This window comes from Amycolatopsis sp. NPDC051371 (genome assembly GCF_040682155.1).
Classification (GTDB): domain Bacteria; phylum Actinomycetota; class Actinomycetes; order Mycobacteriales; family Pseudonocardiaceae; genus Amycolatopsis.
Genome location: NZ_JBFBAG010000064.1, coordinates 20,718 through 35,176, shown reverse-complemented (window position 1 = coordinate 35,176; position 14,459 = coordinate 20,718). Strand labels below are relative to the sequence as shown.

At 70.0% G+C, this 14,459-nt stretch carries 14 protein-coding genes and 2 pseudogenes; 12 read left to right on the top strand and 4 right to left on the bottom strand.

The features are described 5' to 3' along the window. Positions 1 to 10: 10 nt before the first annotated feature. The gene (locus AB0M59_RS47380) at positions 11 to 484 is read right to left on the bottom strand and encodes a cyclophilin-like fold protein (protein ID WP_364628912.1); all 474 of its coding nucleotides are present in this window, start codon (positions 482 to 484) and stop codon (positions 11 to 13) included. Next, entirely contained in the window at positions 481 to 870 is a 390-nt protein-coding gene (locus tag AB0M59_RS47375) for an SDR family NAD(P)-dependent oxidoreductase (protein WP_364628909.1), read from the bottom strand. The genes AB0M59_RS47380 and AB0M59_RS47375 overlap by 4 nt, the downstream gene beginning before the upstream one ends. 128 nt (positions 871 to 998) lie before the next feature. On the opposite strand from AB0M59_RS47375, the gene AB0M59_RS47370 reads away from it, so the two are divergent. The 6 genes and pseudogenes from AB0M59_RS47370 (at position 999) to AB0M59_RS47345 (ending at position 7,762) form a co-directional block, all read left to right on the top strand. Then, positions 999 to 1,907, top strand: coding sequence for a helix-turn-helix transcriptional regulator (locus tag AB0M59_RS47370; protein ID WP_364628906.1), 909 nt, complete (start codon positions 999 to 1,001; stop codon positions 1,905 to 1,907). Positions 1,908 to 2,107: 200 nt separating this feature from the next. Further along, positions 2,108 to 3,124, top strand: a complete 1,017-nt coding sequence (locus AB0M59_RS47365) for a zinc-dependent alcohol dehydrogenase family protein (RefSeq protein WP_364628903.1) — start codon at positions 2,108 to 2,110, stop codon at positions 3,122 to 3,124. 218 nt (positions 3,125 to 3,342) lie between these two features. Beyond that, positions 3,343 to 3,740, top strand: a pseudogene (locus AB0M59_RS47360) (MFS transporter); the annotation flags it as partial. A gap of 207 nt (positions 3,741 to 3,947) precedes the next feature. Further along, positions 3,948 to 4,583: a (2Fe-2S)-binding protein gene (locus AB0M59_RS47355; protein WP_364628979.1), complete on the top strand. Its 636-nt coding sequence runs from the start codon at positions 3,948 to 3,950 to the stop codon at positions 4,581 to 4,583. A 6-nt stretch (positions 4,584 to 4,589) separates the two neighbouring features. Then, a complete protein-coding gene (locus AB0M59_RS47350) occupies positions 4,590 to 5,570 on the top strand; it encodes a xanthine dehydrogenase family protein subunit M (protein ID WP_364628900.1) in 981 nt (326 codons plus the stop codon). Then, positions 5,567 to 7,762: a xanthine dehydrogenase family protein molybdopterin-binding subunit gene (locus AB0M59_RS47345; RefSeq protein WP_364628897.1), complete on the top strand. Its 2,196-nt coding sequence runs from the start codon at positions 5,567 to 5,569 to the stop codon at positions 7,760 to 7,762. Before AB0M59_RS47350 ends, AB0M59_RS47345 begins: the two co-directional genes overlap by 4 nt. Before the next feature lie 124 nt (positions 7,763 to 7,886). Here AB0M59_RS47345 and AB0M59_RS47340 read toward each other — a convergent pair whose 3' ends face one another. Then, the gene (locus AB0M59_RS47340; RefSeq protein WP_364628895.1) at positions 7,887 to 8,282 is read right to left on the bottom strand and encodes a hypothetical protein; all 396 of its coding nucleotides are present in this window, start codon (positions 8,280 to 8,282) and stop codon (positions 7,887 to 7,889) included. Between the two features lie 598 nt (positions 8,283 to 8,880). Here AB0M59_RS47340 and AB0M59_RS47335 point away from each other — a divergent pair. The 6 genes and pseudogenes from AB0M59_RS47335 (at position 8,881) to AB0M59_RS47310 (ending at position 12,802) form a co-directional block, all read left to right on the top strand. Beyond that, complete coding sequence (locus AB0M59_RS47335) at positions 8,881 to 9,492, top strand: zinc-binding dehydrogenase (RefSeq protein WP_364628893.1); 612 nt, start codon at positions 8,881 to 8,883, stop codon at positions 9,490 to 9,492. A gap of 85 nt (positions 9,493 to 9,577) precedes the next feature. Next, on the top strand, positions 9,578 to 10,243 hold the full coding sequence (locus AB0M59_RS47330) for an SDR family NAD(P)-dependent oxidoreductase (protein WP_364628890.1): 666 nt from the start codon (positions 9,578 to 9,580) through the stop codon (positions 10,241 to 10,243). A 291-nt stretch (positions 10,244 to 10,534) separates the two neighbouring features. After that, a complete protein-coding gene (locus AB0M59_RS47325) occupies positions 10,535 to 10,783 on the top strand; it encodes a cyclophilin-like fold protein (protein WP_364628887.1) in 249 nt (82 codons plus the stop codon). Positions 10,784 to 10,822: 39 nt separating this feature from the next. After that, positions 10,823 to 12,088 carry an MFS transporter gene (locus tag AB0M59_RS47320; RefSeq protein ID WP_364628884.1) on the top strand — a complete coding sequence of 422 codons (1,266 nt, stop codon included), beginning with the start codon at positions 10,823 to 10,825 and terminating at the stop codon, positions 12,086 to 12,088. 233 nt (positions 12,089 to 12,321) lie between these two features. Further along, positions 12,322 to 12,447, top strand: a pseudogene (locus tag AB0M59_RS47315) (glycerate kinase); the annotation flags it as partial. Between the two features lie 52 nt (positions 12,448 to 12,499). Beyond that, positions 12,500 to 12,802 (top strand): glycerate kinase, encoded by a 303-nt coding sequence (locus AB0M59_RS47310; RefSeq protein WP_364628976.1) that lies wholly within the window; start codon positions 12,500 to 12,502, stop codon positions 12,800 to 12,802. A gap of 151 nt (positions 12,803 to 12,953) precedes the next feature. Here the strand turns inward: AB0M59_RS47310 and AB0M59_RS47305 are convergent, their stop codons facing one another. Next, positions 12,954 to 14,453: an aldehyde dehydrogenase family protein gene (locus AB0M59_RS47305; protein WP_364628882.1), complete on the bottom strand. Its 1,500-nt coding sequence runs from the start codon at positions 14,451 to 14,453 to the stop codon at positions 12,954 to 12,956. Positions 14,454 to 14,459: the final 6 nt, after the last annotated feature.

Here is a 14,459-nt window from a genome sequence, read left to right as displayed (position 1 = left end):
TCTTCTCCGTTCAGCGTTCGATGGTGACCCGGCCGGCCGTGGCGAACACCTCGGCGCCGCCGTCGGCCAGGCGACCGAGGATGACCACGCCGTCCGCGCGGGGGGCATCGCGGTAGTAGATGGCCAGGTTGCCCCAGGGGGCGTAGAAAGCGATATCTCCGGCTTTCGGTTCGGCGCTCTGCGGGGCGCCGTCGGTGGACAGCCGCCGGGGCAGGTCGGAGTTCCGCTCCGTCTCGTGGAAGTCGCTCAGGTTCAGCGTGAGCGGGAGCAGGGAGGCGAAGGCGCGGGCGGCCGCGCTGTCGTTCAGCGTCGCGTCGACGACGCGACCGTCGACGGTGAGGCGGATGTTCATGGCGGTGCTGCTCCCGGTCGTGGGTGCGAGGGTCGTCGAGGGCGCCTGAGGTGCCGGCGATGGCGGTGTTTCGGCGCTGCAGGCGACCGCGGCCAGCAGGACGGTGGCAGGGATCGCGCGGGTGAGGATCACGGGATCTCCCGGTGAGTTTGGCGTGGGTTCGGCGAAGTGACGGGAGCCGTCACGCTTCTGATGGATGTCGAACAACGCTCGGCAGTGCGTCCGGGCTGCTCTTCTCCGCGTCGGGCCCGGATGGCCCCGGGGACGATCAGCTGGGCGAACTGGAGGATCTCGACCGGCCCGGCCGCTTGCAGCGCGGTGGTGAGCGACCCACGATCGAGCACGTCGGCCTGGAAGGCGCGGGCCTGGACCCCGTCGCGTGACAGGCTGGCCGTCAGCACTTCCAATCGCTCGGCGTCGCGGGCGATGAGGGCGACGGTGTGACCGGTGGCTCCAAAGCGCCGCGCGGTGGCAAGCCCCAGTCCGGGGCCGGCACCGACGAGAGCGAAGGTCGACATGGCGACTCCTTGATCAGCTGGGCTTCCGCTTCCCAGGGAACCAGGGGCTCGCGTGCACAGGGAGGTTCTCCCGAAAGGTGTACTGGCAGAGCACCCTTCGTCCAGATGAGCGGACCTATGGTGATGAGGTGGACAATCGCCAGGAAGTCCGCGAGTTCCTCGTCTCGCGGCGCGCCAAGATCACCCCGGAGCAGGCCGGGCTTCCCGCCGGGAGCAAACGCCGGGTGCCGGGACTGCGCCGCAGCGAGGTCGCCATGCTGGCCGACGTCAGCGTCGAGTACTACGCGAAGCTCGAACGCGGAAATCTCGCGGGTGTCTCGCCGTCCGTGTTGGACGCGGTGGCCCGGGCGCTGCAGTTCGACGACGCCGAGCGGGCCCACTTGCTCGCCCTTGCCCGCACCGCCGACGGCACCAGCGCGATCCTGCGGCGGCGGCCGAAGAGCAAGCGCTGGACCCCGCGCCGTAGCCTGCAATGGGTCCTCGACGCGATCACCGAAGGACCGGCGTTCGTCCGGAACGGGCGGATGGACCTGCTGGCGGCGAACCGGCTGGCGCGAGCGTTCTACTCCGAGGTGTACGCGAGCCCGCAGCAGCCGCCGAACATCGCCCGGTTCCAGTTCCTGGACCCGGCGTCGCACCGGTTCTACCCGGACTGGAGCTTCTTCGCCGACGTCTGCGTCGAGATCCTGCACATCGAAGCCGGCCGCAATCCGCACGACAAAGGCCTGCACGACCTGGTCGGGGAACTATCGACCCGAAGCGAGGAGTTCCGTACGCGGTGGGGCGCGCACAACGTCCGCCACCACGGCAGCGGGTCAAAGACCTTCCATCACCCCGTCGTCGGGACGCTCACTCTCGCCTACGAAGGCCTTGAACTGGCCGCCGAGCCCGGACTCACCCTTACGATCTACACCGCGGAGCCCGGCTCGCCGTCGGAAGAGGCATTGCGGTTGCTCTCGTCCTGGGCTGCGACGCAAGAATCTGAGCACTCTACTGTGGACAGTGAACGGTCCGCGCACCCCGGTTCGTCGGTGTAGCCCACACGGGTGAAGTTGGCGTAGTCCTCGTCGCCGACGCGGCCGGCGAGCGACGGCGCGACCGTTCACGTCACCACCACACGGTGGGGTGTACTACCGGTACACCCTTCGTCAGTGACTCGCTGCGGGCACGAAAAAGCGGTTGCCTGGACTCAGGGGCCGCCCGGTCCCGCCACCGTCCACAGTGCGAGGAGCCAACCATGCGCGGAGCTGTCATCCACGCTCCCGGCGACGTCCGGTTCGAACAGCTCGACGACCCGAAGATCGAGCAGCCGACCGACGCGATCATCCGCACCGTCCTCACCTGCGTGTGCGGCTCGGACCTGTGGCCCTACCGCGGCCTCGAGCCGATCGACCGGCCACACCCCATGGGACACGAGTACGTCGGCATCGTCGAAGACGTCGGCAGCGAGGTGACCGCGGTCAAGCCCGGCCAGTTCGTGGTCGGTTCCTTCGCCACCTCCGACAACACCTGCGCGAACTGCCGCAACGGCTGGCAGTCCTCCTGCCTGCACCGCGAGTTCATGAGCACGTGCCAGGCCGACCTCGTCCGCATCCCCAACGCTCAGGGCACCCTCGTCGCCACGGCCGAGCACCCGGACGAGGAGTTCCTGCCCAGCCTGCTCGCCGTGTCCGACGTCATGGGCACCGGCTGGTACGCCGCCCTTGCCGCCGAGGTCAAGCCCGGCGACACCGTCGTCGTGGTCGGCGACGGCGCGGTTGGGCTGTGCGGCGTCATCGCGGCCAAGGAGCTCGGCGCCGAGCGCATCATCGCCATGAGCCGCCACGAATCCCGGCAGAAGCTGGCCACCGAGTTCGGCGCCACCGACATCGTCACTGAACGCGGCGACGACGGCGTCGCCCGCATCAAGGACCTCACCGACGGCATCGGCGCCGACGCGGTGCTGGAATGCGTCGGCACCGCCGAGTCCATGCAGCAGGCCCTGCACGCGGCCCGACCGGGCGGCAACGTCGGGTTCGTCGGGGTCCCGCACGACGTCCAGATTGCGGGCGAGGAGCTGTTCTTCTCCCACGTCGGGCTGCGCGGCGGCCCGGCACCCGTGCGCCGCTACCTGCCCGAGCTGATCGACCAGGTCCTGACCGGCCACATCAATCCAGGCCTGGTCTTCGACCTCACCCTGCCCCTGGACCAGGTGGCCGAGGGCTACCGGGCCATGGACGAGCGGCGTGCCATCAAGACCCTGCTCGCGCCCTGACCGGAGAACGAGCACGCCCGGTCCGGGCCGCAGCGACGGCGGTGCGGCCCGGACCGGCGACGCGCTCGGCAAAGGACAATTTCCCTGCACACCGGGACGACGCCCAGCAGGCTGCCCGCCGTCGTGTGGGTGCTCGCCGCCGGCGCGTTCCTGATGGGTACTACTGAGGTCGTATCGTCGGCCTCCTGCCGGAACTGGCCGGCGACCTCGGCGTCAGCGTGTCGCAGGGCGGTCTGCTGATCACCGCGTTTGCCATCGGCATGATCATCGGCTCGCTCACGATGGCCTTGGCCACCCAGCGGCTGCCCCAGCGCCGGAACGTGGTGCCAGCCCTGGCGGTGTCCAGCCTCGGGAACGTCGTCGCGGCGCTCAGCGGCTCGTTCGCGGTCGCCTTGGCCGCCCGGGTCGTCACCGCGTTGGCGACCGGGGCGTTCTGGTCCGTCGGGTCGCCACCGCCGCGGCCGGTCCGCGGGACTCGACGCGCGCCATCGGCGTCATGATGAGCGGCCTGACCTTGGTCAGCGTCATCGGCGTGCCGATCGGCTCGCTGGCCGGTCAGTTCGCCGGGTGGCGAGGTCCGTTCCGGGCCCTCGCCATGCTGGCCGCGCTCGCCGCCGCGCTGCTGCCCCTCACCGTCCTCGCCGCCCGCTCGCGCACCACGAAACCGGCGGCCCCCGACCACGAGAACGAGGGAAGTCGCCGTACCGTGCTGACCGAGCCAACCGGCCAAGATACCGGCAATTTGCCTGCTTTACGAGGCCCTGCCAGTACACCTCTTCTCAGGGACTTCCACCCTTCGCGGGCACCTGGTGGGGTCGGCTGCATGCCCCCCGAAAATCCCCTGCCGCCCGGTGGCACCGAGGCGGAGCCGCCCACGGCCCACTCCCGGCGGACGTTCATCGCGGCGTCGGCGGTGGGTGGCGCCGTCGCCGTGGCCGGACCTTCGCTGCCGGGCTCCGAGCCCGCGGCTGCCGCCGCCGACGCGACCGGCGCACTGAACAGCCGGGTCTCGTTGACCGTCAACGGAACCCGGCAGACCGTCACCGTCGACAACCGAACCTCACTGCTGGACCTCCGGCGGGAACACTTCGAGCTGCCCGGAACGAAGAAAGGGTGCGATGCCGGCGCCTGCGGCGCGTGCACCGTTCTCGTCGACGGCCGGCGGGTCAACGGGTGCCTCACGCTGGCGGTCCGCCTGGACGGCGCGCAGGTCACCACCATCGAGGGATTGACGCCCCGTGATGACGGGCCGTTGCACCCGCTGCAGCAGGCGTTCGTCGACCAGGACGCCTTCCAGTGCGGCTACTGCACTCCCGGCCAGATCATGTCCGGCGTCGGCTGCCTCAAGGAGGGCCACACCGGATCTCCGGAAGAAATCCGGGAGTGGATGAGCGGCAACATCTGCCGCTGCGGCTGCTACGTCAAGATCGTCAAAGCCATCCAGCAGGCGGGGAGCTGACCGGCCGTGGAACCCTTCTCCTACACCAAGGTGCCCGACATCAGGGCGGCCGTCGCCGCCGGGCAGCGGGGCGGACGGTTCATCGCCGGCGGCACGACTCTGGTCGACCTGATGCGCGAGACCGTGGAACGCCCCGGCACCCTCGTCGACATCACCCCGCTGCCGCTGGCCGGCATCTCCCCCACCCCGGGCGGCGGCCTGCGGATCGGCGCGCTGGTGCGGATGGCCGACGCCGCCGCGGACCCGCGGGTGCGCCTTGCCTTTCCGGTGGTCTCGGAGGCACTGGAGCTGAGCGCGTCCGCCCAGCTGCGCAATATGGCCACCATCGGCGGCAACATCATGCAGCGCACCCGCTGCACGTACTTCCGGGACGTGACCGCGAACTGCAACAAACGCCAACCGGGCTCGGGATGCGCCGCCCTCGACGGCTACAACCGCGGCCACGCCATCCTCGGCGGCTCCGCAGCGTGCGTCGCCACACACCCCTCGGACGTCGCGGTCGCGTTCGCCGCACTGGAGGCGATCGTGCACCTGCAGGGCCCCGGCGGCGAACGCGCCGTTCCCTTCGCCGGCTTCCACCTGCAGCCGGGCAGCACCCCGGACCGGGAACAGGCCCTGCGGCCGGGCGAGCTGATCACCGCCGTGGAACTCCCGGCACTTCCGCGCCCGGCGCGGTCCGGCTACCTCAAGGTGCGGGACCGGCAGAGCTACGAATTCGCCCTGACTTCCGCGGCCGTGGCGCTGTCGATCCAGGGCGGAGTGATCCGCGCGGCGAAGGTCGCGGCCGGCGGTGTCGGCACCGTCCCGTGGAAACTGCCCACCGTCGAACGGTACCTGCTCGGCAAGCGGCCCTCGGATTCGCTGTGGACCGAGGCCGCACAGCGAGCGGCGGACGGCGCCCGTCCGCTGCGGCACAACGGTTTCAAGGTCGAACTGCTCAAGCGCACGGTCGAACGCCAGCTGCGCGTCGTGGGAGGCACCCGATGACCCAGCCCCGCACCGCCGTCGGCACCCCGCAGTCCCGAGTGGACGGACGCCTCAAGGTCACCGGGCGCGCACGCTACGCCGCCGACCACCCGACCGACGGAGTCCTGTACGCCGCCGTCGTCGACAGCAGCGTCGGACGCGGCCGCGTGACGGACATCGACGACAGTGCCGCCCGCGCCCACCCCGGTGTTCAGCGGGTGATCAGCCACCTCAACGCACCCCGGCTGCCGTATCTGGACAATCCGGGATCGAACAACCCGGCGCCCGACTCGCGGCTGCGGGTCTTCCAGGACGACCGGGTCCGGTTCTTCGGCCAGCCGGTCGCCGTCGTGGTCGCCACCAGCCACGAGGCCGCCCAGCACGGCGCCCGCCTGGTAAAGGTCACCTACGCCGCCGAGCAGCCGGTCACCGACCTGGCCACGGCCCCGGCCGACCCGCCGGCGACCTACGCACGCGGCGACGCCGACAGCGCGCTGGCCACCGCCCCGGTCCGGCTGGACCTGGCCTACCGGACCGCCCGCAACCACCACAACCCCATGGAACCGCACGCCACCATCGCCCAGTGGACCGGCAACCGGCTCACGGTCTGGGACAAGACCCAATGGGTGGTCGGTGGCACGCAGCAGGAACTCGCCGCCGTGTTCGGCATCCCGCAGACGTCGATCCGAGTGATCTCGCCCTTCGTCGGCGGCGCGTTCGGCAGCGGCCTGCGGGCCTGGCCGCACACCACCATCGCCGCGCTCGCCGCCCGCCAAACCGGCCGCCCCGTCAAGCTCGTCCTCGCCCGCCGGCAGCTGTACTTCGGCACCGGCTTCCGGCCCGCGTACTCCTACCGGCTCCGGCTGGGCAGCGATCGCACCGGGCGGCTCACCGCGATGACCCACGACATCCGCGGCGAGACCTCCAGCTACGAGACGTTCACCGAAGCGATGCTGGCGCCGGGCCAGATGCTCTACTCCATGCCGAACGTCCGCCAGGCGTACGCAACCGTCCCGCTCGACGTGAACACCCCGATCTGGATGCGCGGACCCGGCTACGCCTCCGCCGCCCTCGTCATCGAAACCGCGATGGACGAACTCGCCCACGAACTCGGCATCGACCCCATCGAACTGCGCAAGCGCAACGAACCGGCGGCCGATGAATCCACCGGGCAGCCGTTCTCCACCCGCCGGCTGCGCGAATGCTACGACGTCGGCGCCCGGGAGTTCGGCTGGCAACGCCGGAACCCCAAGCCAGGCGCCACCCGCGACGGCGACTGGCTGATCGGCACCGGCATGGCCGCCGCGGTGTACGACACCGCCCGCGCCGCCGCGCAAGCCTACGTCCGGCTCAACACCGACGGCACCGCGCTGGTCCAGTCGGCGACCAGCGACATGGGGCCGGGCACGTACACCTCCATGCCCCAGGTCGCCGCCGACGCCCTCGGCCTGACCATGGACACCGTCCGGTTCGAGCTTGGCGACTCGCTCATGCCCCCGACCCCGCCCCACGGCGGCTCCATGACCATGGCCAGCGTCGGCTCCGCCGTCCAGGACGGCTGCGACAAGGTGCGCCGCCAGGCCATCACGCTCGCGGTCAACGACCCGCGATCCCCGCTGCACGGCGTCAGCCCCGACGAGATCATCGTCCGAAAAGGACGAATGTCCGTAAAGAACGACCCCACGCGCGGGGAGACCTACCGGCAGCTGCTGGCCCGCACCGGCCGCGATCACCTCGAGGTGATCGGGTCGTGGGCACCACCGGAGCATGACCGGTTCTCGATGTACGGCTACGGCGCCGTGTTCGCCGAAGTCGCCGTTGACGCTCGCCTCGGGCTGATCCGGATCCGGCGCATGCTCGGCGTCTACGACGCCGGCCGCATCGTCAACCCGAAGCTCGCCGACAGCCAGGCCCTCGGCGGCATGGTCGGCGGCATCGGCGCGGCGCTGCTGGAGCACACCGTCACCGACCCGCGGGACGGCCGGATCGTGAACGCGAACCTCGCCGACTACCTCGTCCCGGTCAACGCCGACATCACCGACCTCCGGGCCATCTACCTCGACGGCGAAGACCGCGAAGCCGATCCCCTCGGCGTCAAAGGCCTGGCCGAACTCGTGCTGGTCGGCGTGGCCCCAGCGATCGCCAACGCGGTCTTCCACGCCACCGGACGACGGATCCGCGAGTTCCCCATCACCGCCGACGCTTTGCTGTGAGAGTGGTGGCCGCCCAGGTGGCCAGCAGCCGAAGGCGTTCGGCGGAGTCGCTGTCAGGGCGGGGGCGTAGGCGTGAGGGTGAGCCCGGCGTCGGCGGACAGCTCCATGGCTTCGAAGTCCAACGTCAGCTCGACGACGGCCGGGTGGCGGATCTTCGTTCCCGTGCGGTGCAGGCGGACGTCAGAGCGGCCCAGCGAGTGCGGAAGTCCTCGCTACGCGTGGACAGCTCGCCGACGAGGTCGGACAGGTCCCGGTTGTGCGGGTCACGTCCGGCCTCGGTGCGCAGAATGGCGACCGAAGTGTCACAGGACTTGGGATGATCGGGAAAGTAGTCGTCGGCCGCCGGGTCGAGAAACCCGAAGCGCGTGAGGTCGGGCAATGCCGCCTCGCTGGTACGGGTAGGGCTGTCGAACACCGGCGAATAGAGCGCCCGGCCGAGCAGGTTGGTGGCCAGGATGTCCAAGCGTCCGTTGCGGACGAACGCGGCAGTGGTCGTCATGCTGTCGCGGATCTGCTGCACGACCGGCCTGACCCGCTGCGGCGCGCGCCGCTTCAGCTCTCCACGAGACCGACCATGCAGTCGGCGCTCTGGACGCCCGAGTTCTGCTGCTAGTCACCGGAGGACCCATGACCAACCGGTGTCCGGCCCACCACCATTTCGCGCCGCAGGCCCGGTCTACGAACGGTTTGCCGAAAACTCCTCGGTCGCGGGAGGAGAGCGCCGGACGTGGGATGTCTGATCAGTCACCGCGGCAACACGTGGTCACCGGTCGGTATCAAGCCGGGTCGAGAGCCACCGCACGCCGCTGACCGCCCTTGCGGACACCGAAGACTTCCCTCATCACCGACATCGACCCCCACCTCGGCCGCGCGGCCCGCACGCCACGCGAGGGATGTACCGGCAGTACACCGCTCACTGGTAACTCGCTGCCCGTACTGAAACCCGGTTAGCTGGATGACGTGGCGCTCCCCCGTCGGGCTGCGAACGCAGCCGGGCGGGACGCCCGGTTTCGGGCCACGCCGGGCGGCGTCTCACCGCCTGTGCCGGACAGGTAGCTGCACCAGTCGTCTGTCGGTACGCACGTGTGCCGAACGCCTCGACACGTCAGGAGCTCCTCATGCGCGGAACGATGATTCACGCCCCTGACGATGTGCGCTTCGAGACTCTGGACGATCCGAAGATCCTCCGGCCGACCGATCCGATCATCCGAACGGCTGTCACCTGTGCGTGTAGTTCTGATCTTTGGCCCTACCGCGGCTCGGAGGAGATCGGCGAGGCGCACCCGATGGGCCACGACTATGTCGCTGTGGTGGAGGAGGTCGGTAGCGAGGTCAGCACCACCGACATCGTCACCGAGCGCGGCGACGAGAGCATCGCGCGGACCAAGGAACTCACCGACGGCATCAGCGCCGACACGGTGCTGGAATGCGTCGGCACCGCCCAGTCCATGCAGCAGGCCCTGCGCTCCGCGCGTCCCGGTGGGAACGTCGGGTTCGTCGGCGTCCCCCACGACGTCGCCATCGGCGGCGAGGAGCTTTTCTTCTCCCTCGGGCTGCGCGGTGGCCCCGCTCCGGTGCGCCGCTACCTGCCCGACCTGATCGACCGCGTCCTGTCGGGCAAGCTCGACCCGGGCAAGGTCTTCGACCTGACCCTGCCACTGGACCAGATCGCCGAAGGCTACAAGTCCATGGACAAGCGCCGCGCCATCAAGACCCTCCTCAAGCCCTGATCTCCCAGCCGGGCTGCCAGGGCCGGGCACCTGTGCGACCCGAATTCGCCCATCGTCCTGCACGTCCCTCTCGTAAGGATTCACCATGACCACTTTTGCTCTTGTCGGCGCCGGCCCCGGTCTGGGACTGGCCACCGCCCGCCGCTTCGGCGCCGCCGGCCACAGCGTCGCGCTCATCTCCCGCAACGCCGACCGCCTCGACAGGCTCATCGCCACACTGACCATCGACGACATCCGGGCCCGCGGTTTCACCGCCGACGCCCTCGACCCCGCCTCCCTCACCAACGCCCTCCACGCAGCCTCCGACGCTCTGGGGCCGGTGGAGATCCTCCAGTACAGCCCGGTACCTCGCGCCGACTTCATGAAGCCGGTCCTCGACACCCAACCCGACGACCTCGACGCCCCGCTGGGCTTTTCCGTCAAAGGCCCGGTCACCTGTGTGCACGCCGTCCTGCCCGGCATGCGAGAGCTCGGCCGCGGAACCCTGCTGTTCGTCAACGGCTCCAGCGCGGTGCGCCCGCACCCCGATCGGGCCGGCACCTCCATCGCGTTCGCCGCAGAAAGTGCCTACGCCCGCATGCTCCACGACGCGCTCGCCCCGGCGAACATCCACGCCGCCCAGCTGATCATCCCCGGCGCCATCGACCCCGACGCCGAACACAGCAGCCCCGACGTCCTGGCCAAACGCTTGTACGCCATCCACACCGAGCGCGACGGCTTCCGGCACTACGCCGAGCCCCTGCCCGAATGAACGGGAGAAGGCCCATGCCCCGTGCCGTCCTTCGCGCCGCTGCCCGAGCCGCTCCGGCAGCCGTCCTCCTGCTTGCCGTGACGGCCTGCGCCGGTACCACCGCGGCATCCCCGCCGCAGACGTCCTCATCCGAGCCGTCGCACACCTCGACGGCCCAGGCCCTCACCACACCGTCCGACAGGAACGCCGTCATGACCATCCGCCTGACGATCGACGGCCTCAGCGTCGCCGCCACCTTGAACGACAGCGCCGCAGCGCGACTTCGCCGCCCTGCTTCCGCTCACCCTGGAGATGGCGGACTTCCACCGGACCGAGCGGATCGCCGACCCGCCACGCAAGCTCGACACCGCCGGCGCACCGGAGGCGTCCGACCCCAAGGCCGGTGATCTGGCCTACTACGCGCCGTGGGGCAACCTGGCCTTCTTCTACCGCGACGGGGAGCACTCACCGGGTCTGGTCATCCTTGGCCGCCTCGACAACACCGGTGACACCGAGCGGCTCGCCACGGCCGGTCGCGTCCGCATCGAGGCCGTCTCCTGACCATCCACCGACCAATAGCACGGAAAGAAGCACATAAGCATGCCTTCCACAGCCGAGACCGCCTCGGGCAAGCTGCCCTTCGTCGTCTGGGTGCTCGCCGCCTGCACATTCCTGATGGGCACCACCGAGTTCGTCATCGCCGGACTGCTCCCGGAGATTGCCGATGACCTCGGTGTCAGTGTCTCCCACACCGGCCTGCTGATCACCGCCTTCGCCATCGGCATGATCGTCGGCGGGCCGACCATGGCCATGGCCACCCTGCGCCTGCCCCAGCGCCGGACCCTCGTGCTGGCCCTGACCGTCTTCGCGCTGGGACACGTCGTCGCTGCCGCCAGCGGCTCCTTCACAGTCGTGCTGATCGCCCGCGTAGTCACCGCGCTCGCCACCGGCGCGTTCTGGGCCGTCGGATTTGTGGTCGCCACCGCCGCCGCAGGCCCCGGCAAATCCACTCGGGCGGTCGGCGTCATGATGGGCGGACTCACTCTGGCCAACGTCATCGGCGTGCCGATCGGCTCCCTGGCCGGGCAGGCCACCGGCTGGCGCGGCCCCTTCTGGGCCCTCGCCGCTCTCGCCGCTCTCGCCGCCGCGTTCGTCGGCCGCTTCATCCCCACGACCCAGCAGCGCACCCAGGTGTCGGTACGGGCCGAGGTGCAGGCGCTGAAACAAGGCAGGCTCTGGCTGGCCCTGGCCGCCGCAGTGCTGATCATGGGCGGTGTCCTGGCCGCCTACACCTACATCACCCCGCTGCTGACCGACCGGGCCGGCATCCCGGCAGGAGCCGTTCCGCTGGTGCTGATCGCCTTCGGCGTCGGTGCTCTGGGCGGCACTGCCATCGGAGGACGCCTCGGAGACCGCCGCCCCATGGGCACCACCATCATCGCCGCAGCGGCCACCGCCCTGACGCTGCTGTTGCTGATCCCGCTGTCGACCAACCCCGTCACCGCCGTGGCCCTGGTCTTCCTCGTGGCGCTGACCGGGTTCACCCTCAACCCCGTCGTCACTTCCCTCGCCGTCCGCTTCGCCGGCGGCGCCCCCACCCTCACCTCGGCGCTGACCACCTCCGCCTACAACACCGGCGTCGCCGTCGGGTCCGCCCTCGCCGGCCAGGCCCTGGACTCCTCCCTGGGCCTGACCGGACCTGCCCTGGTCGGCGCCGTCTTCGCCGCCCTCACCCTGCTGCCGCTGATCGCGCTCGCCATCCGCGGTACACGTCGAACCCCCCGGATCGGGGCCCAGCACACCCGCCGCACGCCCGGCACGCCCGATTCCGACACACCGGCGGCACCGGCACTGGTCCAGCACTGAGACGCCCGCTCACCCCGACACCCCAGAAGGGACCGCATAAACCCGACCTACGACTTCACCGGCAAGGTCGCCTTCGTCACCGGCACTGCATCCGGCATCGGCCGCGCCGCCGCCCTGGCGTTCGCCCGCGCCAGCGCCCGAGTGGCCATCGCCGACCTGTCCGGCGACGCACTCGGCGCGTCCGGTACCGATCTCGGCGCGTCCGGTACCGATCTCGGCGGCCTGCGGGACTGTTGCAAGCCCGCCTGGTCGCGGCTTGTGACGTCACCAATCCCTTGTGTGGCAGGGACGGCGCGGCTCACGTGTACGGACCGCAGAAGGGCGCCGGACCGGCCGGGGCTACGGTGCTCGACGCCGCGCTGGCCCGTTGGGCGGACGACCTGCACTCGGCCACCGGCGCCGCGGTGCGCGATCTCCCCCGGCAGCGGCGCGGCCGGCGGCGTCGCCGCGGCGCTGTTTGCGCTCGGCGCGGAGAGTCGGCCGGGCATCGACCTTGTCTTGGAGCTCACCGGCTGCACACGGTGTCTGGCCGACGCCGGTCTCGTCGTGACCGGCGAGGGTTCGCTCGACCGGCAAACCCTCAACGGCAAGGCACCCGCAGGCGTCGCCGCGGCCGGCATCCCGGTGATCGCGGCTTCCAGGCGGGTGCTGCTCGGCGGCATCGTCAGCGTCGGCAACTCCGCAAAGTCGGTGTCACCGCGTAAAGCGCCCTGACCTACTTCCTGGACCGACGAGCAGTATCAGGCAGCTGCGCGGTCTGCTCGGTGATGGCCGGCGGCCGAGCTATTGCGCCAAAAGTCTCTCAACGGCCCGAGGGAGGCGCGTCGGCAGTTGCTGACACCGACGTCACTCCGCACCCGCTTGATCACAGTTCCATGTAGACGCTCTTGGTGTACAGGTAGTTGTCCATGTGAGCGGCGCTTCCCTTCGAGCCGTAGCCACTCAGCTTCGTTCCGCCGAAGCCGACCATCGGATCGATGTGGCCGTAGCAGTTCACCCACATCGTGCCGGTGTGCACGCCGTGGACCACCCGAAGTGCGGTGGACAGACTTTGCGACCACACCGCTCCGCCGAGGCCGTACTGGCTGTCGTTGGCGATGGCGATGGCCTCGTCCACGTCGTCGAACGGCAGGATCGACAGCACCGGGCCGAAGATCTCTTCGCGGGCGATGCGCATCTCGTTGGTCACGCCGCCGAAGACGCTCGGCTGCACGAAGTACCCGTTCTCGAGTTCACCGCCGAGCCGTTGGCCGCCGCGAAGCAGTTCGGCCCCTTCTGCCCGGCCGACATCGATGTAAGACAGCACCTTGTCCAGTTGAGGCTGCGAGATGACCGGGCCCAAGGTGGCGGCGTCGTCCAGGCTGTACCCGACCCGCAGGGTGTCCATGAACGCCAGCAGCTGCTCGGTGAACTCCTCGACGATGGGCCGCTGGACCAGTACCCGGGTGCCGGCGAAACAGATCTGGCCGGAGTTGGCGAACACGCCCATCGCGGCGCCCGGCACCGCCTTGTCCAGGTCCGCGTCCGCGCACACGATGTCCGCCGACTTGCCGCCCAGTTCCAGCTGCAGCTTCTTGATGTTCACGGTGGACGCTTCGATGATGCTGCGGCCGGTCTGGGTCGATCCGGTGAAGGCGATGCGATCCACATCGGGGTGAGCCGCCAAGGCGTGTCCGGCCTCCTTGCCCAGGCCGGTGACGACGTTGACGACGCCGTCCGGCAGTCCGGCTTCGTGCAGGATCTCGGTCACCCGCAGCACCGACAGCGAAGCCTCCTCGGAGGGCTTGAGCACGGTGGTGCATCCGCTGGCCAGCACGGCACCGACGATCCAGAACTGACCGTTGAGCGGACCGTTCCACGGGATGATCCCGCCGACGACCCCCACCGGGGCCTTCAACGTCATCGTGGCGACAGTGCCGGGGATGCCGTTCATCAGCGTCTCGCCCGCGATGTTGGCCGCTTGGGACGAGAAGAACGACAGCATCTTCATCAGAGCCGGCTTGCTGGCACGCAACCTGGAGACCGGGGCGCCCATGTCCATTGCTTCGATCTGGATCAGTTCCTCGAATCGTTCGTCGAGGAGCTGGGCGATGCGCGCCAGCAACGCCTGGCGCTGGTAGGGAGTCCAGGTGCGCCACGGGCCTTCGAACGCCCGGCGAGCAGCGATGACCGCGCGGTCGACGTCGGCCGCGTCGCCGGCGGCGAGACGTGCCAAGACCTCGCCGGTCGACGGGTCGACGGTGGTCAGCGTCTGCCCGGACATGGCCGGAACGCGCCGGCCGTCGATGACGAGATGATGCACGTCGCGGGCCAGGAAATCCTGAGCCTGCTCGGACCGGGCGAAGTTCTGCTGGAATGTCGTCACTGGTTC